Origin of the sequence: Fictibacillus sp. FJAT-27399 (genome assembly GCF_001510655.1) — a bacterium.
Taxonomy (GTDB): domain Bacteria; phylum Bacillota; class Bacilli; order Bacillales; family Fictibacillaceae; genus Fictibacillus_C; species Fictibacillus_C marinisediminis.
This window is the reverse complement of sequence record NZ_LMVC01000005.1, coordinates 389,931-407,627: the sequence shown is the minus strand read 5'-3', so window position 1 is coordinate 407,627 and position 17,697 is coordinate 389,931. Positions and strand designations below refer to the sequence as shown.

Below are 17,697 nucleotides of genomic sequence, written 5' to 3'. Positions count from 1 at the left end.
GCGAAGAGGTCACACCCGTTCCCATACCGAACACGGAAGTTAAGCTCTTCAGCGCCGATGGTAGTTGGGGGCTTCCCCCTGTAAGAGTAGGACGTTGCCGGGCAAAAAGGGTGGAACGAATGCAAATTCGTTCCACTCTTTTTTTATATTTTGGCTCTGTTAAACTTTAATGTTGATAATAGGTCAAAATTAAGGGAAACCCTATATCTATTGGGTTTTCCATTCCTATTACTAACGAACTTGTTCGTAATAATATTAAAGTGGTGGATTTTCCACACCTAAGTGAATCCAATCTTCTTTTGGTGGTCCATAAACCCCAAAAGGTTTGATTCCAGCTTGACGCATAAGAATTGTAACTTGTCCACGATGATGAACAATGTGCTTAATTAGTCCCATTAAAATTTGAGCATTTGTTTCTTCTCTGCCAAATGCAGTTTGTACTTCCTTCAAAAATTCGTCTGTCCATTGCTGTTCAATGACTTTGATTGCATAAGAACTTATATTTTTAAAGGTTTCAGCAATTTCTTTAGCTGAGGCAGGGACATTTTTTGCATTTTCTATTTCATCTATTTTTAGCCCGAAATGAGCTAAATACTCTGGAATATTTGTTGTGAAATGCCAAACAATTCTTCCCAAAGTACGCCCTTCTGGGTAAACTTTTTGATTCAATGAATCATCAGTTAAACCTTCCAAAACCTTTTGAGTTAGCGTTGCCTCCCGATTCCATTCTCTAATAAAGTCTGCAATCTTTACATACATATACAATACCTCCATAATCACATTTCAATGATTTTTTGTTTCTGAAAACACATTATAAAACATTTGTTCGCATTAATCAAACTTCCTTATTTACCATCTTTTGTTAGTTTAGTAATTACTACACATTGAATTTTGACAGTCGCAAACTGTCATATGTGTCTGTCATTTCAAATTAAAGAATAAGGGCCTGAAAACAGATAATTGAGCCAAACTGAACATTAATTGAGCCAAATTCACGATTAATTGAGTCCAACTCAAAATAATTGATTCTAACTAATAATTCAGACTTCTTTGCCGTTCTCCAATAACCCCAAATTAATCCCAAAATCCCTCCAACAGAGATATAAATCCACAACCATCCTCATAACATGGTGTAATGGCGATATATTCTTGAACCCGATCTGACCGACAAAGAGGGATATCTTATGAAAATATCGATAAAGAATGTCAATGTGGATTCCATCACAATGAAAGGTTCATTGAATATCGGAAAAACCCTAATCATCAAAAGGTATGCAAAAGCAAAATCAGCCCAAACAGGCGACAACAAAACGCCTGATGAACCAGCCAGCAATAACTCCACCACCGAAACCAATAAAACCAACAAAACCATCACACCATCTGGCATCCACATTATCGAAAATAACATCAAAAAGACTAAGGAAGAAAAGGCTGAGGAACAACTATTGGCTAACGCATCCTTACTTTATTTTATTTTGATCACCCTTTTGGCAAACCCACAGTCCTAGAATTACAAAAAATAGACCCAGAGGGCGACATACCCAGCCTCTGGGTCTATTCAAAGTAATCATATATTTTTACTTTTTGCTGTTCTTTATCTTGCTTGAGGCGCTGGAGTCGGACATACAGAAGACCGCGGTAATAACCGGCATCCAGAGGTCTGTCTTCAACGGGATAGGGAAGCGGGATCTCCCGTTCGATGGGCCCCGAGGCAATTTCTTCGGTCACGCAATTGAATTTTTTTATCGAAAAATCAATGGTGCCTGTCACCTTTAACGTGCGGTAATGTACATATAAATTGACGTCCTCGATATTTTTTACACCAGGTAGGTTAATTAAGCAGTAAATTTCCTCTGAATTCTCATATACATTAACTAGAGGCCCTTGGTTGGTTAAGCCAAACTCCTTAAAATCATCAAAAAAGTCTTTGCCGAGCACCTGATCGGCATATTTTTTCCATTCGTTGCCCTTGCCCCATGAAGGATTCATGTTCACTCACTCCCTTGCAGACCCAGTATATGCATCCACTGCCCAGCAGGTGAAACAGAGGACGGATGAAGGAGGTTCAATGAGATGGACCAAGACCTGTACCATTTTTTACAGCAGCTTCAGCAGCAAATTATTGAACTGCAGCATGAAAATCAAACGCTGAGAGAGGCTTTGAACAATATAAAGCCGATCAATATAGAGAACATCAATTATAAGATCCAGGAGCTGCATGTTAAAGAGTTAAAAGGAACGTTGAATATCGGACTTACCGGGGAAGCCCATCTCGAGGATATGGAGACAATTATTGACGAGATTCAGCAGGAGGCCGCCCATCAGCAGCACCATCAGGATGACCAGGAATAAGTGTAAAAGCTTGGGGAGCCATACTGCCTTAAGCTTTTTTTGTTTTTCGGAATAAAAAGAGAGTGCTGATTATGGCTGTATCAACACTCCTTGAATCATTTCCATGAAATTCACCCCAGAACAGCACAGCTCTTTTATCTTATCTTGCGTTCAATAAGAAGCTAAAGCGTGTAGCATGTTTGATTTCATCGGTATAAGGACGAAAGAAGGTGTCCCGGATGGTCGTGTCCTGGGTCATAAGGTAAGCATTGCGGTATTTTTCATAATCGGACAGTTCGTCTTCATAGGCTTCAAACAGACTCTGACGGAAGTTCGTAATCTTTACAGGACGAATTTTATAGTTAGGCTGTTTGCCTGTTAAAGAAGTATAAAGTCGGGTAAACAACTGTAGATGCGTCTTTTCATCCTTGGCAGCATTAAGCAGTACATTTTTGCTGTACTCGTTCGGCGCTTCATTCGCAAGCCGGGTGTAGAAGTCGACAGCGGTCGCTTCGCCAATAATGCTCGACATAAGTGTATTTATCAGCTGCTGATACGTTTCGTGCTGTTGCTGCTGCTGGCTCTGGGCCTGCTGCTGTCTCTCAACATATGGATCGTAGGGATTATAGGGATCATAATAATAATGGGTTTCTTCGAATGGTGCCTGATATGGATACATGACATCAATTCCTTTCCCGAATGCTTTTATAGCGTATGAGGATTCATGAAAAATGTGCCTATCCAAAAGAGCAGTATTCCATAGAAATAACTGGATAAATCTTCATTTTCAATCCAGTCAAAAAAGTGATATCTTACCTTTATAGCATCATTTTGGACAGGCAGAAGGAGTGTAGACGATGTTGGAAAACGGTTTGGCGATGATTGGAACCATTCTTCTTATCAACGTGGTGTATGTTTCGTTTTTTACGATAAGAATGATATTAACGTTAAAAAATCAGCGGTATCTCGCAGCATTAATCAGCGTGTTTGAGGTTATAATTTATGTCATTGGCCTTGGGCTTGTATTGGACAACCTGGATAAAATTCAGAACCTGATCGCATATGCGCTAGGGTATGGTCTGGGCGTTCTGGTTGGTATGAAGATTGAAGAAAAGCTAGCACTTGGGTATATTACAGTTAATGTGATTACGACTGAAACGGAAGCCGGACTGCCGAATGCGATTCGCTCGAAAGGGTTTGGCGTCACGGATTGGATGGCTTCCGGCCGGGAAGGGCAGCGGCTGATGATGGAGATCTTGACATCGCGCAAATCAGAATCCAACTTATATGAAGCGGTCCATTCACTTGATCCGAAGGCGTTCATCATCTCTCATGAACCGAAAGCCTTCCATGGCGGATTTTGGGTGAAAAGCATACGGAGGTAGCAATGGATAAAAAGCCAAACAAGAAAAAATTTGAGGTTCAGCCCGGTGAGACGATCTCTGATTGTTTAGACCGAATGGCGGAAGAAGGGTATTCCCCTGTACGCCGCATGGAGGAGCCGGTTTTTAAAGAAGTTAAGAAAAATGGGAAAATCGAGCAGGAGTATCACGAACAACGCATTGTTTTTGAAGGAAAACTACAGTAAAAACCGAACATTAAATTGTCAGAATATATTATTGTTCGATTTTTGGTTGACACAACTAAATGCCCTTCGTTACAATAAGGGTGACAAAAGCATAGTACCTCATATAATCACGGGATTATGGCCCGTAAGTCTCTACCTGATGACCGTTATTCATCGGACTATGAGGGGAAGCACCACTGCTGTTTTCGGCATATCCGCAGGTGAAGTATGTCCAGCGTAGTAGCTTTCTCTCATACAACAGAGAAAGTGAGTACACTGGACTTTTTTATTGCAGAAAAATCATTCACATAGCGTTTAGTTACGATGCGGGGAGGAAACGATGCAAAAACAAGTTGGAGTTATTATGGGAAGTACTTCAGACTGGGAAACAATGAAACATGCATGCGAGGTGCTGGACGAACTGGACGTACCTTACGAGAAACGTGTAGTTTCCGCACACCGGACACCTGATTTGATGTTTCAATATGCAGAGGAAGCGCGCAATCGGGGTATAGGAGTTATAATTGCCGGTGCGGGCGGCGCTGCCCATCTGCCGGGAATGGTAGCCGCGAAAACCTTGCTTCCGGTCATCGGTGTGCCGGTACAATCCAAAGCGCTGAACGGTCTTGATTCTCTTCTTTCCATCGTTCAGATGCCGGGTGGAGTACCTGTTGCGACAGTGGCTATCGGCAAAGCGGGTGCGACCAATGCGGGGCTGCTGGCAGCTCAGATCTTGGCGGTGACAGACGAAGGTTTAAACGCTCGTTTAACAGCAAGGCGCGAACGGATTCAGGAAACCGTATTAGAAAGCAGTGATTCTCTTGGCTAAAACGATCTTACCTGGAAGTACAATCGGTATTTTAGGCGGAGGACAGCTTGGACGGATGATGGCGATTAGTGCCCGCGAGATGGGCTATGGTGTCGTCGTTCTCGATCCAGGAGCCAATTCTCCATGCGGACAAGTCAGTGACGAACAGATCACGGCTTCCTATGATGATGAAGCTGGAATCGCTGAGCTTGCGCAAAAGAGTGATGTCATTACGTACGAGTTTGAAAATGTCGACAGTGAGCGGGCACAGTGGCTCGAGAAGCATGCTTACATGCCACAGGGCAGCCAGCTTCTCTACTTGACGCAGCATCGGCTCAGAGAAAAGGAAGCGATCGAAAAAGCGGGAGTGGAGGTGGCCCCTTACCTTCCTGTCAGCAACGGTGATGATTTGCGAAAAGCTTGCGCCCAGCTCGGTCTTCCGGCAGTTTTGAAAACATGCCAAGGAGGCTATGATGGGAAGGGGCAGGCGGTGATCCGCAGTGAAGCTGACTTTGAACAAGCGGTGAAACTGACAACAGGGAACCGAGAATGCGTGCTCGAGAGCTGGGTTTCTTTTGAAAAGGAGTTATCCGTGATCGTAACTAGAGGCACGAACGGTGATATAACAACCTTTCCTGTTGCTGAAAACATTCACGTGGAAAACATTCTTCACCAATCGATCGTTCCGGCAAGAATTAGTGAAGGCACAGCAGAGAACGCCTACGAAATTGCAAAAAAGATCGCGATGGAGCTGAATCTGTATGGAACCCTTGCGGTAGAAATGTTCCTCGGAAGAGATGGTAAGATCTACGTGAACGAGCTTGCGCCAAGGCCGCATAACTCTGGGCACTATACGATTGAAGCGTGTGAGACGTCACAGTTTCAGCAGCATGTTCGTGCGGTTTGCGGACTGCCGCTTGGAAAGACGGACCTGGTCAGCCCGGTAGTGATGATCAACGTCCTCGGAGAGCATGTAGCGCCATTGCTTGTCAATCTTGAATTGTTGAAAGACGCCAAGCTTCACCTGTATGGAAAAGACGAAGCAAAAGTAAAACGCAAAATGGGCCACATCACGGTTTTAGGAAACACCGTGAGTGAAGCCCTGAATAAAGCAGAGTTTATAATAGCAGCAGTACTTAAGATCGAGAAGCTGGAGGTAACGACATGATTGAACGTTATACACGCCCAGAAATGGGAGCCATTTGGACAGATGAGAACCGCTTTAATGCATGGCTTGAAGTGGAGATTTTAGCTTGTGAAGCTTGGGCTGAGCTTGGTGAGATCCCGAAAGAGGACGTGAAGAAGCTCCGCGAAAATGCTTCTTTCGATATCAACCGCATCCTAGAGATCGAGCAGGAGACAAGACACGATGTAGTAGCATTCACACGTGCCGTTTCAGAAACATTGGGAGAAGAGCGAAAATGGGTGCATTACGGGCTAACGTCTACAGACGTGGTCGATACGGCGCTGTCGTACCTCTTGCTGCAAGCGAATGACATCTTAGTCAAAGACATCGAGAACTTCATCGAGATCATCGGCAACAAAGCGAAAGAACATAAGTACACCGTTATGATGGGACGTACGCACGGAGTACACGCAGAGCCTACAACGTTTGGCCTCAAGCTTGCTCTTTGGCACGAAGAAATGAAGCGCAACTTGGAGCGTTTCAAACAAGCAGCAGATTCTGTTCGCGTCGGTAAGCTAAGCGGAGCGGTTGGAACGTATGCCAACATCAATCCATTTGTTGAGAAGTTTGTTTGTGAGAACCTGGGGCTTGAAACTTCACCGATTTCTACACAAACCCTTCAGCGTGACCGCCATGCGCACTACTTATCAGCACTAGCATTGATCGCAACAAGCATTGAAAAATTCGCAGTTGAAATTCGCGGATTGCAAAAGAGTGAAACGCGTGAAGTGGAAGAGTTCTTTGCGAAAGGGCAAAAAGGGTCGTCTGCGATGCCTCACAAACGCAACCCGATTGGATCTGAGAACATGACAGGATTGGCGCGCGTGGTACGCGGCTACATGATGACTGCGTATGAGAACGTTCCATTATGGCATGAACGCGACATCTCCCACTCATCTGCAGAGCGCATCATTCTTCCAGATGCAACGATCGCGTTGAACTACATGCTGAACCGCTTTGGCAATATCGTGAAGAACTTAACGGTATTCCCGGAAAACATGAAACGCAACATGACAAGAACATACGGATTGATCTACTCTCAGCGTGTGCTGTTGAAACTGATCGATAAAGGCATGAGCCGTGAAGCTGCTTATGACATCGTTCAGCCAAAAGCCATGCAGGCGTGGGAAGAAGGCATTCAGTTCAAGCAGCTTGTTCAGGAAGAGCCGCGCATTACAGAAAAACTAACTCCTGAAGACATCGAGGATTGCTTCGACTATTCTTACCATCTTCAGCATGTAGATACGATTTTTGAACGATTAGGGCTGTAATATACAGTCTTGGGGTGAAAGGAACGAAAAGGGAAACCTTTTCGTTCCGGAGCGCCTCAGCACTACAATTTGATCCAGCTTCGGTGTCCAGACCCTCGAGGTCGTTTCACTTTTGATCAGAAAACAAAAAGCGTTTTATGCTCAAAAGTTCCAACGCTTGTCGGGCCTGAACGGACACCTCAGCACTTCTATAAAATTGCCAATATTCGTGATTTTTGCAGTATAATTCGGAAGCTTATGACAGGGGGACTTTGTAATGGAAAAGCAAACCTTGCTTTATGAAGGAAAGGCGAAGAAGATTTACAGCACAGAAGATCAGCAAACCGTTTGGGTGGAGTACAAGGATTCAGCAACGGCGTTTAATGGTGAGAAAAAAGCGACCATCGATGGGAAAGGCCGTCTGAATAACGAAATTACAAGTTTGATGTTTTCGCTGCTTCAGGAAAACAATATTCCAACCCACTTTATCTCCAAGCAATCTCCAACAGAACAGCTCGTCCAGCACGTCACCATCATTCCTTTGGAAGTCGTGGTCCGCAACGTGGTGGCCGGTACACTGGCGAAACGCACAGGGCTGCCGGAAGGACATGTTCTTCATAAGCCGATCGTCGAATTCTATTACAAAAATGACGAACTTGGCGATCCTCTTTTTAACACAGATCATATCGAAGCTCTTGAACTGGCTGTTCCAAAGCAGCTGGAAGACATGAGAGAGCTTGCGCTCCAGGTCAATACAATACTCACAGCATTTTTTACAGAGAAAAAGGTTAGATTAATCGACTTTAAGCTGGAATTCGGGAACAACGCCAAGGGCGAATTGCTTGTGGCGGATGAGATCTCACCGGACACGTGCCGCCTTTGGGACAGCGAAACGAACGAAAAGCTGGATAAAGATGTCTTTCGCCGTGATCTTGGCAGTTTAACAGAAGCCTATGAAAAAATTTTAGAGCGCTTAGGGGGAAATTTGCATGTATAAAGTAAAAGTATTCGTCACGTTGAAGGAAAGCGTATTGGATCCTCAAGGAACAGCTGTAAAAGGCTCGCTTCACCGCATGGAGTACAACGAAGTTCAAGATGTACGCATCGGGAAGTACTTGGAGCTTACGATTGAAGAAGGCGTTGAGAACCTGGACAAGCGCGTTGCGGAAATGTGTGAAAAATTGCTCTCCAACCCGGTCATTGAAGATTATCGCTATGAGGTGGAGGAGGTCGTCGCACAGTGAGATTTGCGGTTATCGTTTTTCCAGGATCCAACTGTGACATTGACATGTTTCATGCAGTAAAAGACGAGCTTGGTGCTGAAGCAGAGTATGTCTGGCATGATGAAAGCAATCTGGATCGCTTTGACGGAATCCTGCTTCCAGGCGGATTCTCATATGGAGACTACTTGCGCACAGGTGCCATCGCCCAGTTTTCAAACGTGATGGATGAAGTGAAGAAAGCCGCTCAAGCCGGCAAGCCTGTTCTTGGCGTATGCAACGGGTTTCAGATTCTCCTTGAAACAGGCCTTCTGCCTGGAGCAATGCGGCGCAACGAATCATTAAAATTCATCTGCAAGCCGGAAACACTTCAAGTTGTGAACGCCGAGACCATGTTCAGCTCTTCCTATGAGCAAGGGGAAGAAATTACGATTCCGATCGCACATGGCGAAGGAAACTACTATTGTGACGAAGAGACGCTAAAGCAGCTGGAAGAAGAGAACCGAATCGTCTTCCGCTATAAAAATAACCCGAACGGATCGATCTCTGATATTGCAGGGATCATGAATGAAAGAGGAAATGTATTGGGCATGATGCCGCATCCGGAGCGTGCGGTCAGCGGCCTATTGGGCAGTGACGACGGTCTGAAATTGTTTCAATCAATCGTAAAAAGCTGGAGGGAAAACCATGTCTTATCTTCATGAACCTACTGCAGAACAAATTCAGGAGCAAAAATTATACCGTGATATGGGCTTGAACGATGATGAGTTTTCACTCGTGCAATCAATCATCGGCCGTCTTCCAAACTGGACGGAAACCGGATTGTTCTCGGTCATGTGGAGTGAGCATTGTTCGTATAAAAACTCCAAGCCTGTACTCCGCAAGTTCCCGGTAGAGGGAGAACGGGTTCTTCAAGGACCAGGAGAAGGAGCCGGGGTTGTAGACATCGGTGACGGCCAGGCGGTTGTTTTTAAAATCGAAAGCCACAACCATCCTTCTGCCATTGAACCGTACCAAGGTGCAGCAACCGGGGTTGGCGGCATCATTCGCGACATCTTTTCCATGGGCGCACGTCCTGTCGCACTATTAAACTCACTTCGTTTCGGGGAGTTAACCTCTTCCCGCGTAAAATATTTATTTGAAGAAGTTGTAGCGGGTATCGCAGGCTATGGCAACTGTATTGGTATCCCAACAGTTGGGGGAGAAGTACAGTTCGACGCTTCTTATGACGGCAATCCGCTCGTGAATGCGATGTGTGTCGGCTTGATCGACCACAAAGACATCCAAAAGGGACTGGCAAAAGGCGCCGGCAACTCTGTGATGTATGTTGGAGCAAGAACCGGACGCGACGGGATTCATGGCGCAACGTTCGCTTCAGAAGAATTGACGGAGGCATCCGAAGAGAAGCGCCCGGCGGTTCAGGTCGGCGATCCCTTCATGGAAAAACTTTTGCTTGAAGCGTGCCTTGAGCTCATCCAAAATTGCGATGCACTTGTGGGTATTCAGGATATGGGTGCAGCAGGTTTAACAAGTTCCTCTGCCGAAATGGCAAGCAAAGCGGGTATGGGTATAGAGATGAACCTGGATCTTGTCCCTCAGCGTGAGCTTCACATGACTCCATACGAAATGATGCTTTCTGAATCTCAGGAACGCATGCTCATCGTCATGGAAAAAGGAAGAGAGCAGGAAGCGGTTGAGATCTTTGAAAAATGGGGCCTTGAAGCGGTCGTCGTCGGAAAAGTCATCGAAGAAAAACAGCTTCGTCTCCTTCACCATGGAGAAGTGGTTGCTGATGTTCCGGTCGATGCTCTGGCAGAAGAAGCACCGGTGTACAACAAGCCGTCAAAAGAACCAGCTTATTTTTCACAGTTCCAGAACGAAGAAGTTTTCGTTCCGAACGTAGAAAACAAGAAGGATACACTGCTGCAGCTTCTTTCTCAGCCGACGATTGCGAGCAAATCATGGGTGTTTGACCAGTACGATTACATGGTCCGCACAAACACGGTCGTTCCTCCGGGATCAGACGCGGCTGTCATCCGTATCCGTGAAACTGATAAAGCACTTGCGATGACAACAGACTGCAACTCGCGCTACATCTATCTTGATCCTGAAACGGGCGGAAAGATCGCAGTCGCCGAAGCAGCAAGAAACCTCGTTTGTTCTGGAGCAGAGCCGCTTGCGGTCACAGACTGCCTGAACTACGGAAACCCTGAAAAGCCGGAAATCTTCTGGCAGCTTGAAAAGTCCGCGGACGGAATGAGCGAAGCGTGCCGAACGCTGAGCACACCGGTCATTGGTGGAAACGTATCACTCTATAACGAAACAAACGGTGTGGCGGTTTATCCGACGCCGGTTATCGGCATGATCGGTCTTGTCCATCACCTTGACCATATTACGACTCAATATTTTAAAACACCTGGTGATCTCATCTATGTGATCGGTGAGACCCATCAGGAATTCGGCGGAAGTGAACTGCAAAAAATGCAGCTCAGCAAGATCTCCGGTAAATCACCGGAGCTCAATCTTGAAACCGAAGCGAAGCGCCAAAAACAATTGCTTGAAGCCATCCAAAACGGACTGGTTGCATCTGCACATGATGTGGCAGAAGGCGGTCTGTCAGTAGCATTAGCTGAGAGCATGATGAACGGCGGACTCGGTGCTTCCGTTGAACTGGGCGGAGATATCGTTTCCGCGCTATACAGTGAAACACAGTCACGTTTTCTCGTTTCGGTAAAACCGGAGAACGCAAAAGCGTTTGAAGCCATGAACGAAGATGCGAAGCCGATCGGTTTTGTAACCGACACACCGATTCTTCGCATCGACAATGAAACAGGCGAAGAAGTGCTGGCAGCGACTCATGAAGAACTTCATTCCGCCTGGAAAGGAGCAATACCATGCTTGCTGACATCAAAGGCTTAAACGAAGAATGCGGGGTATTTGGGATCTGGGGCCACCAGGATGCGGCCCAGTTAACATATTATGGCCTTCACAGTCTTCAGCATAGAGGACAGGAAGGTGCAGGCATTGTGGTTACAGACGGTGCCAAGCTGAAAATGCACAAAGGACACGGTCTTGTGAACGAGGTATTCAGCCGTGGAGAATTGGAAGGATTAACAGGACATGCGGCCATCGGCCATGTCCGTTACTCCACAGCAGGCGGGAACGAATATGCAAATGTTCAGCCCCTGCTTTTCCGTTCACAGACGTCAAGTCTTGCCCTTGCGCATAACGGAAATCTTGTAAATGCCAACGCGCTTAAGCATCAGCTTGAAGCGCAGGGAAGTATTTTCCAAACGACTTCTGACACGGAAGTACTCGCTCATTTAATTAAACGAAGCGGCTATATCGGATTAAAAGATCAAGTGAAAAATGCGTTAACCATGCTTAAGGGAGCGTACGCTTTTGTCATCATGACCGAGGACAAACTAATGGTGGCGCTTGACCCGCACGGCCTTCGTCCACTATCTATCGGAATTCTTGGAGATGCGTATGTTGTCGCGTCCGAAACATGTGCATTTGATGTAGTCGGAGCCGAGTATTTACGCGATGTGAAACCTGGTGAACTATTAATTATTGATAATGACGGCATGACAGCGGACACGTTCTCTTCACCGATGAACCGCTCCATCTGTTCCATGGAATATATTTATTTTTCAAGACCTGACAGCAACATCGATCAGATTAACATCCACAGCGCACGAAAAAATCTTGGTAAAGAGCTTTATAAGGAGTTTCCGGTAGAGGCTGATGTCGTAACAGGGGTTCCTGATTCCAGTATTTCAGCAGCGATCGGATATGCGGAAGAGTCTGGCATACCGTATGAGATCGGTTTGATCAAAAATCGTTATGTCGGCCGTACATTCATCCAGCCTTCTCAGGAATTGCGTGAATTAGGGGTGAAAATGAAGCTTTCTCCGGTTCGAGGGATTGTAGAAGGCAAACGTGTTGTCATGGTGGATGACTCGATCGTTCGCGGAACAACAAGCCGGCGTATCGTTAAAATGCTGCGCGCGGCAGGAGCGACCGAAGTGCACGTAAGAATTACGGCACCGCCAATCGCCCACCCGTGCTACTACGGAATCGATACGTCCGAAAAAGCGGAATTGATCGCTTCCAATCATACGGTGGAGGAGATCAGAGACATTATCGGTGCAGATTCATTAGCCTTTTTATCACCAGAAGGGCTGTTAAAAGGAATCGGCCGTCCGGACAGCGATCCAAACAACGGACAGTGCCTCGCGTGCTTTACAGGAAAGTATCCGACGGAAATCTACCCGGATACGGTGCTGCCGTATGAAAAAGAAATGGTGTAATGGTTTAAAAAAGTTCTTTTCTAAAAGATTGTTGCTCTGTGGACATTTTTTTTAAAACCTTCATTGATCAGTTGATTGGAGTGCAAGGTGCGAGACTCCAGCGGGACGAGCGTGACAGATGAGACCCAAAGGCGCTTGCGCCGTGGGGCTCAGCGCACGCCCCGCGGAAAGCGAGCAGCCTGAAACGGAAATCAACCGCTCCCAAGAGCATCAATGGTTACGAAAACAGCTTTTAAAAAAGGGAGGAAATACAATGGCAGAGGCATACAGACAGGCCGGAGTAGATATTGAAGCAGGCTATGAAGCGGTAGACAGAATTAAGAAACACGCATTGCGTACACGCCGTCCGGAAGTCATGGCTGGCCTTGGCGGATTCGGGGCAATGTTCGATCTGTCCAATCTGTCTTATAAAGAGCCTGTTCTTATTTCAGGAACAGACGGAGTGGGAACGAAGCTTATGGTGGCGATCATGATGGACAAACATGATACCATTGGAGTTGACGCTGTCGCGATGTGTGTGAACGATATCGTGGCTCAAGGAGCCGAGCCGCTGTACTTCCTGGATTACATTGCATGCGGCAGGCTGGAGCCTGCTAAAGTCGAAGACATCGTAAAAGGGATCGCTGACGGCTGCGAACAAGCCGGCTGTGCCCTTATCGGGGGAGAAACAGCAGAAATGCCAGGCATGTACAGCAACGGAGACTATGACCTCGCCGGTTTTTCAGTCGGCGGTGCTGAAAAGTCCAAGCTGATCCATCCCGATCTTGTAAAAGAAGGCGATGTACTAATCGGACTTTCTTCCAACGGCATTCACAGCAATGGCTATTCTTTGGTCCGCAAAGTGCTGCTTGAAACAGGCCAGCTTGATCTGAATGGAGAGTTTGGAAGTGAAGGCCGGACTCTTGGCGAAGAGCTGCTCGTGCCGACCCGAATCTATGTGAAACCACTGCTTAACGTTTATAAAAACTATCATGTTCACGGAGCGGCGCATATTACCGGCGGAGGTTTCAATGAAAACATTCCCCGTATGCTGCCTGAAGGACTTGCGGCAGAAGTTGATTATGGTTCATGGCCGATTCCAGAGATTTTTGATGTCATAGAAGAGACCGGAAACATCGGCAGAAAAGAGATGTTCACGACGTTCAACATGGGAATCGGAATGGTTCTTGCTGTGGATTATGACGAAGCGTTCGATATTATCCAATCCCTTGAACAGGATGGAGAGAAAGCATTTGTGATCGGCCGTGTGAAAAAAGGCGAGGGCGTTGTGTTCGGCGGCGGTGAACTGAAATGAAAAAGATCGCAGTATTTGCATCAGGGAGCGGCTCAAACTTTCAAGCGATTAACGATGCAATAAACGAAAAGAGCCTTGACGCCGAAATTTCACTGCTTGTCTGTGACAAGCCAGGGGCTTATGTCATCGAGCGGGCAGAAGAAGCGGGAGTGGAGTACTTTACGTTTTTTCCGAAGCAGTACGAAACAAAAGTGGAATTTGAAACGGAGATTTTAAAGCAGCTGAAGGCGAGAGACATTGAGTTCATCGTCCTGGCTGGATACATGCGGCTGATCGGCTGCACGCTGCTGGCGGAGTATGACGGCCGGATCGTTAATATCCACCCGTCCCTGCTTCCGGCTTTTCCCGGCAAGGATGCGATCGGCCAAGCGTTAGAAGCACAAGCGGGAGTATCAGGAGTTACTGTACATTACGTGGACAGCGGGATGGATACAGGGCCGATTATCGCCCAAAAAGCAGTAATGATCAAAAAAGAAGATACGAGAGAGACCTTGCAGCAGCGGATTCAGAAGGTTGAGCATGAGTTGTTTCCTCGTGTTTTACAGGATCTATTCAATCAAGAAAAAGTGGGAGGAGTTCAATCTTGACCATTAAACGAGCATTAGTATCAGTATCGAATAAAGCAGGACTGGTTCCTTTTGTAAAAGCGCTGGCCGATAATGGCGTGGAAATCATCTCAACCGGCGGAACGAGCAAAGCATTGCAGGAAGCCGGAGTGAACGTGACCGGCATTTCAGAAGTGACCGGTTTTCCTGAAATCATGGACGGACGCGTTAAAACCTTGCATCCGATGATTCACGGAGGCCTTCTGGCAGTAAGGGAGAACGAAAGTCATGTTCGCCAGATGGAGGAAAACGGCATTTCTCCTATCGATCTTGTTGTCGTTAACCTTTATCCGTTCAAAGAAACCATCTCAAAAGAGGATGTGGCTTTTGCAGATGCAATCGAAAACATCGATATCGGCGGGCCGAGCATGCTACGTTCCGCAGCGAAAAACCATGCGTATGTCACGGTTGTCGTCGACCCATCCGATTACAGCAAGGTGCTTGAAGAAGTAGAGAAAAACAATGAAGTCTCTGTAGAAACCCGCCGTAAGTTGGCGGCGAAAACATTCCGCCATACAGCGGCATATGATGCGCTGATCGCTGAATACTTAACAAACATGGTAGAAGAAGAAAACCCTGAATCTTATACAGTTACGTATGAAAAGAAACAGGATCTTCGCTATGGGGAAAATCCCCACCAAAAAGCGGCTTTCTATAAAGCACCGCTAGGAACAAAAACATCCATCGCTCAAGCTGAACAGCTTCACGGCAAAGAGCTTTCTTACAATAACATTAACGATGCGGATGCGGCCCTTCAGATCGTCCGCGAGTTCCAAGATCCGGCTGTTGTTGCGGTCAAGCACATGAATCCATGCGGTGTTGGAACAGGAAATAGTGTGGAAGATGCTTTCGCGAAAGCATTCGCAGCAGATCCGATCTCCATTTTCGGAGGCATTATCGCATCTAATGTGGAGATTAGCGAAGCGGCTGCACAAAAGATGAGCGAGATCTTCCTGGAGATCATTATTGCACCATCATTTAGTCCGGAAGCGAAAGAGATTTTAACGAAAAAGAAAAATATCCGATTGCTTACACTTGAGCTCGGTGAAGATAAAAAGCAAGAGAAAAGATCAACAACCGTTCGCGGCGGTCTTCTTATTCAGGACGAAGATGCGTACGGTTTGGAGCAAGCCAATATCTCGATCCCGACGAAACGCGAACCCAACGAAAAAGAGTGGGAGGATTTGAAGCTTGCGTGGAAAGTCGTCAAGCATGTGAAATCCAATGCGATCGTTTTAGCGAAAGATCAGATGACGATCGGGGTAGGAGCAGGGCAGATGAACCGTGTTGGTGCTGCTAAAATTGCGATCGAGCAAGCGGGAGAAAAAGCGGAAGGAAGCGCCCTTGGTTCTGATGCGTTTTTCCCGATGGACGATACCGTAGAAGCGGCAGCGAAAGCCGGTGTTACGGCGATCATCCAGCCAGGCGGATCGGTAAAAGACGAAGATTCCATCAAGAAAGCGGACGAATACGGCATCGCGATGGTCTTTACCGGCGTACGCCATTTTAAACATTAAACCTGTGAATAAGGAGGATTCAGCATGAATGTTCTGGTGATAGGAAAAGGCGGCCGCGAGCATGCCATCGTGTGGCGGTTTGCGAACAGCCCGAGTGTAACGAAAGTGTTTGCCGCGCCTGGTAATCCTGGCATGGCTGAAATGGCAGAGTGTGTCAACATCGAGGAAACCGACCACGAGGGGCTAATCGCGTTCGCAAAAGAAAATCAAATCGCTCTTACCTTTGTCGGAGCTGAAGTCCCCTTGTTAAACGGGATTGTGAATGATTTTAAAAATGAAGGCCTCACCATATTCGGGCCGTCTAAGGAAGCAGCATTGATTGAGGGCAGCAAATCGTTTGCGAAAGGCCTGATGGACAAGCATGGCATACCTACAGCAGCGTCTAAAACCTTTACTTCTTTCCGTGAAGCAAAGGACTATCTTCATGAGCAGGGAGCTCCGATCGTTTTGAAGGCAGATGGACTGGCAGCAGGAAAAGGTGTCATCGTCGCCATGACGCTTGAAGAAGCGGAACAGGGCCTTGATGACATGCTGAACAACGCGCGGTTTGGAGAAGCAAGTGCTTCGGTTGTGATGGAAGAGTACCTGGAAGGCGAAGAGTTTTCATTCATGGCTTTTGTTAATGAAGAAAAGGTCTACCCGATGGTCATCGCACAGGATCATAAACGTGCCTACACCGGGGATAAAGGGCCGAATACAGGAGGAATGGGTGCATACTCACCGGTTCCGCAGATTCCACAGCCTGTCGTGGAGGAGGCACTGGAAACAGTCCTGAAACCAGCGGCACAGTCGATGATGAAGGAAGGCAGACCGTTTACGGGAATTCTGTATGCCGGTCTCATGCTGACCGCTCAAGGCCCAAAGGTTATCGAGTTCAATGCACGTTTCGGTGACCCGGAAACACAGGTTGTCCTGCCCAGGCTTCAAGGTGATTTTGCGGAAATCCTGCTGGCTATTTTAGATAAGAAAGAGATTGAACTGTCTTGGTCAAACGAGGCTGTACTTGGTGTGGTTCTTGCTTCCGGCGGTTATCCAGAAGCATATAAAAAGGGAATCAAGATCACAGGACTGAACAAGCTGAATGAAGATACACTGCTTTTCCACGCTGGAACAAAGCAAGCAGAAGAGGGGCTTGTTACGGACGGCGGGCGAATTCTTCTGGCTGCGGTTAAAGGGGCAGACCTCTCCAAAGCGCAGGAAGCGGTGTATGAGGAGATGGCGAAGATACAGTGTGACGCGTCATTTTACCGTACGGACATTGGTTCAAAGGCTATTTCACGCGCCGCTTTTTAACGAAAGCGAACAAAATCGCAATAATGCCGCCGATGAGCGTCGCATAGATAAAAATGGTATCCATTAAATATTCTTTCATTGCTATAAGCCTCCTTATAGAAAACTCCCCGTTGCAGGGGAGTTTTTTTCTTCTTGGCTGTTTTCGTAACCTTTGTTGCTCTTGAGAGTGGCTGATTTCCGTTCCAGGATGCTCGCTTTCCGCGGGGCGTGCGGTGAGCCCCACGGCGCAAGCACCTTTGGGTCTCACCTGTCCCGCTGCTCCCGCAGGACAAGGAAGGCTTCGGCAGCGTTATATCGCACGAAGAAAATGTGA

At 46.8% G+C, this 17,697-nt stretch carries 21 protein-coding genes, 1 rRNA gene and 1 riboswitch; of the genes, 17 read left to right on the top strand and 5 right to left on the bottom strand.

Annotated elements, in window-relative coordinates; all coding sequences use genetic code 11:
* Positions 1-103, top strand: a 5S ribosomal RNA gene (gene rrf / locus AR335_RS20150); the annotation flags it as partial.
* A 152-nt stretch (positions 104-255) separates the two neighbouring features.
* On the opposite strand, the gene AR335_RS20145 is transcribed toward rrf, so the two are convergent.
* The gene (locus tag AR335_RS20145) at positions 256-759 is read right to left on the bottom strand and encodes a DinB family protein (protein ID WP_062239246.1); all 504 of its coding nucleotides are present in this window, start codon (positions 757-759) and stop codon (positions 256-258) included.
* Positions 760-1,184: 425 nt separating this feature from the next.
* Between AR335_RS20145 and AR335_RS20140 the strand changes: the two genes are divergently transcribed.
* Positions 1,185-1,508 carry a hypothetical protein gene (locus AR335_RS20140; RefSeq protein WP_062239242.1) on the top strand — a complete coding sequence of 108 codons (324 nt, stop codon included), beginning with the start codon at positions 1,185-1,187 and terminating at the stop codon, positions 1,506-1,508.
* A 46-nt stretch (positions 1,509-1,554) separates the two neighbouring features.
* Here AR335_RS20140 and AR335_RS20135 read toward each other — a convergent pair whose 3' ends face one another.
* The gene (locus AR335_RS20135) at positions 1,555-1,989 is read right to left on the bottom strand and encodes an Hsp20/alpha crystallin family protein (RefSeq protein WP_062239239.1); all 435 of its coding nucleotides are present in this window, start codon (positions 1,987-1,989) and stop codon (positions 1,555-1,557) included.
* 84 nt (positions 1,990-2,073) lie between these two features.
* Between AR335_RS20135 and gerPC the strand changes: the two genes are divergently transcribed.
* Positions 2,074-2,352 (top strand): spore germination protein GerPC, encoded by a 279-nt coding sequence (gene gerPC / locus AR335_RS20130; protein ID WP_062239236.1) that lies wholly within the window; start codon positions 2,074-2,076, stop codon positions 2,350-2,352.
* 139 nt (positions 2,353-2,491) lie between these two features.
* Here gerPC and AR335_RS20125 read toward each other — a convergent pair whose 3' ends face one another.
* Complete coding sequence (locus tag AR335_RS20125; RefSeq protein WP_053356014.1) at positions 2,492-3,010, bottom strand: ferritin family protein; 519 nt, start codon at positions 3,008-3,010, stop codon at positions 2,492-2,494.
* Positions 3,011-3,188: 178 nt separating this feature from the next.
* Here AR335_RS20125 and AR335_RS20120 point away from each other — a divergent pair, with 178 nt between their 5' ends.
* The 10 genes from AR335_RS20120 (at position 3,189) to purF (ending at position 12,675) form a co-directional block, all read left to right on the top strand.
* Positions 3,189-3,716, top strand: a complete 528-nt coding sequence (locus tag AR335_RS20120; RefSeq protein ID WP_062239233.1) for a DUF2179 domain-containing protein — start codon at positions 3,189-3,191, stop codon at positions 3,714-3,716.
* A gap of 2 nt (positions 3,717-3,718) precedes the next feature.
* A complete protein-coding gene (locus AR335_RS20115) occupies positions 3,719-3,919 on the top strand; it encodes an NETI motif-containing protein (protein ID WP_062239230.1) in 201 nt (66 codons plus the stop codon).
* A 79-nt stretch (positions 3,920-3,998) separates the two neighbouring features.
* Positions 3,999-4,100: riboswitch (purine riboswitch) on the top strand.
* A gap of 138 nt (positions 4,101-4,238) precedes the next feature.
* A complete protein-coding gene (gene purE / locus AR335_RS20110) occupies positions 4,239-4,727 on the top strand; it encodes a 5-(carboxyamino)imidazole ribonucleotide mutase (RefSeq protein WP_062239226.1) in 489 nt (162 codons plus the stop codon).
* Positions 4,720-5,874 carry a 5-(carboxyamino)imidazole ribonucleotide synthase gene (purK, locus tag AR335_RS20105; protein WP_062239223.1) on the top strand — a complete coding sequence of 385 codons (1,155 nt, stop codon included), beginning with the start codon at positions 4,720-4,722 and terminating at the stop codon, positions 5,872-5,874. The genes purE and purK overlap by 8 nt, the downstream gene beginning before the upstream one ends.
* On the top strand, positions 5,871-7,163 hold the full coding sequence (purB, locus tag AR335_RS20100) for an adenylosuccinate lyase (protein WP_062239220.1): 1,293 nt from the start codon (positions 5,871-5,873) through the stop codon (positions 7,161-7,163). The genes purK and purB overlap by 4 nt, the downstream gene beginning before the upstream one ends.
* Before the next feature lie 256 nt (positions 7,164-7,419).
* Positions 7,420-8,139, top strand: coding sequence for a phosphoribosylaminoimidazolesuccinocarboxamide synthase (purC, locus tag AR335_RS20095; RefSeq protein ID WP_062239217.1), 720 nt, complete (start codon positions 7,420-7,422; stop codon positions 8,137-8,139).
* Entirely contained in the window at positions 8,132-8,386 is a 255-nt protein-coding gene (gene purS, locus AR335_RS20090; RefSeq protein WP_062239215.1) for a phosphoribosylformylglycinamidine synthase subunit PurS, read from the top strand. Before purC ends, purS begins: the two co-directional genes overlap by 8 nt.
* On the top strand, positions 8,383-9,066 hold the full coding sequence (gene purQ, locus AR335_RS20085; protein ID WP_062239212.1) for a phosphoribosylformylglycinamidine synthase subunit PurQ: 684 nt from the start codon (positions 8,383-8,385) through the stop codon (positions 9,064-9,066). The genes purS and purQ overlap by 4 nt, the downstream gene beginning before the upstream one ends.
* The gene (purL, locus tag AR335_RS20080) at positions 9,050-11,281 is read left to right on the top strand and encodes a phosphoribosylformylglycinamidine synthase subunit PurL (RefSeq protein WP_062239209.1); all 2,232 of its coding nucleotides are present in this window, start codon (positions 9,050-9,052) and stop codon (positions 11,279-11,281) included. The genes purQ and purL overlap by 17 nt, the downstream gene beginning before the upstream one ends.
* Positions 11,257-12,675, top strand: coding sequence for an amidophosphoribosyltransferase (gene purF, locus AR335_RS20075; protein WP_062239205.1), 1,419 nt, complete (start codon positions 11,257-11,259; stop codon positions 12,673-12,675). The genes purL and purF overlap by 25 nt, the downstream gene beginning before the upstream one ends.
* A gap of 60 nt (positions 12,676-12,735) precedes the next feature.
* Here purF and AR335_RS25290 read toward each other — a convergent pair whose 3' ends face one another.
* A complete protein-coding gene (locus tag AR335_RS25290; RefSeq protein ID WP_255357611.1) occupies positions 12,736-12,870 on the bottom strand; it encodes a hypothetical protein in 135 nt (44 codons plus the stop codon).
* Between the two features lie 58 nt (positions 12,871-12,928).
* Between AR335_RS25290 and purM the strand changes: the two genes are divergently transcribed.
* The 4 genes from purM to purD are packed head-to-tail and all read left to right on the top strand — an operon-like array spanning position 12,929 to position 17,384.
* Positions 12,929-13,969 (top strand): phosphoribosylformylglycinamidine cyclo-ligase, encoded by a 1,041-nt coding sequence (purM, locus tag AR335_RS20070; protein ID WP_062239316.1) that lies wholly within the window; start codon positions 12,929-12,931, stop codon positions 13,967-13,969.
* Positions 13,966-14,556 (top strand): phosphoribosylglycinamide formyltransferase, encoded by a 591-nt coding sequence (purN, locus tag AR335_RS20065; protein ID WP_062239201.1) that lies wholly within the window; start codon positions 13,966-13,968, stop codon positions 14,554-14,556. The genes purM and purN overlap by 4 nt, the downstream gene beginning before the upstream one ends.
* Positions 14,553-16,091, top strand: a complete 1,539-nt coding sequence (purH, locus tag AR335_RS20060) for a bifunctional phosphoribosylaminoimidazolecarboxamide formyltransferase/IMP cyclohydrolase (protein WP_062239198.1) — start codon at positions 14,553-14,555, stop codon at positions 16,089-16,091. The genes purN and purH overlap by 4 nt, the downstream gene beginning before the upstream one ends.
* Positions 16,092-16,115: 24 nt before the next feature.
* Entirely contained in the window at positions 16,116-17,384 is a 1,269-nt protein-coding gene (purD, locus tag AR335_RS20055; protein WP_062239195.1) for a phosphoribosylamine--glycine ligase, read from the top strand.
* Here the strand turns inward: purD and AR335_RS25570 are convergent.
* On the bottom strand, positions 17,362-17,463 hold the full coding sequence (locus AR335_RS25570; protein WP_328090834.1) for an EYxxD motif small membrane protein: 102 nt from the start codon (positions 17,461-17,463) through the stop codon (positions 17,362-17,364). The two genes, purD and AR335_RS25570, sit on opposite strands and share 23 nt — an antisense overlap.
* Between the last annotated feature and the right edge of the window lie 234 nt (positions 17,464-17,697).

Coding starts and splice junctions, on each gene's coding strand:
- AR335_RS20145 (WP_062239246.1), bottom strand. CDS start 759: ATGTATGTAAAGATTGCAGACTTTATTAGAGAATGGAATCGGGAGGCA.
- AR335_RS20140 (WP_062239242.1), top strand. CDS start 1,185: ATGAAAATATCGATAAAGAATGTCAATGTGGATTCCATCACAATGAAA.
- AR335_RS20135 (WP_062239239.1), bottom strand. CDS start 1,989: ATGAATCCTTCATGGGGCAAGGGCAACGAATGGAAAAAATATGCCGAT.
- gerPC (WP_062239236.1), top strand. CDS start 2,074: ATGGACCAAGACCTGTACCATTTTTTACAGCAGCTTCAGCAGCAAATT.
- AR335_RS20125 (WP_053356014.1), bottom strand. CDS start 3,010: ATGTATCCATATCAGGCACCATTCGAAGAAACCCATTATTATTATGAT.
- AR335_RS20120 (WP_062239233.1), top strand. CDS start 3,189: ATGTTGGAAAACGGTTTGGCGATGATTGGAACCATTCTTCTTATCAAC.
- AR335_RS20115 (WP_062239230.1), top strand. CDS start 3,719: ATGGATAAAAAGCCAAACAAGAAAAAATTTGAGGTTCAGCCCGGTGAG.
- purE (WP_062239226.1), top strand. CDS start 4,239: ATGCAAAAACAAGTTGGAGTTATTATGGGAAGTACTTCAGACTGGGAA.
- purB (WP_062239220.1), top strand. CDS start 5,871: ATGATTGAACGTTATACACGCCCAGAAATGGGAGCCATTTGGACAGAT.
- purC (WP_062239217.1), top strand. CDS start 7,420: ATGGAAAAGCAAACCTTGCTTTATGAAGGAAAGGCGAAGAAGATTTAC.
- purS (WP_062239215.1), top strand. CDS start 8,132: ATGTATAAAGTAAAAGTATTCGTCACGTTGAAGGAAAGCGTATTGGAT.
- purL (WP_062239209.1), top strand. CDS start 9,050: ATGTCTTATCTTCATGAACCTACTGCAGAACAAATTCAGGAGCAAAAA.
- purF (WP_062239205.1), top strand. CDS start 11,257: ATGCTTGCTGACATCAAAGGCTTAAACGAAGAATGCGGGGTATTTGGG.
- purM (WP_062239316.1), top strand. CDS start 12,929: ATGGCAGAGGCATACAGACAGGCCGGAGTAGATATTGAAGCAGGCTAT.
- purN (WP_062239201.1), top strand. CDS start 13,966: ATGAAAAAGATCGCAGTATTTGCATCAGGGAGCGGCTCAAACTTTCAA.
- purD (WP_062239195.1), top strand. CDS start 16,116: ATGAATGTTCTGGTGATAGGAAAAGGCGGCCGCGAGCATGCCATCGTG.
- AR335_RS25570 (WP_328090834.1), bottom strand. CDS start 17,463: ATGAAAGAATATTTAATGGATACCATTTTTATCTATGCGACGCTCATC.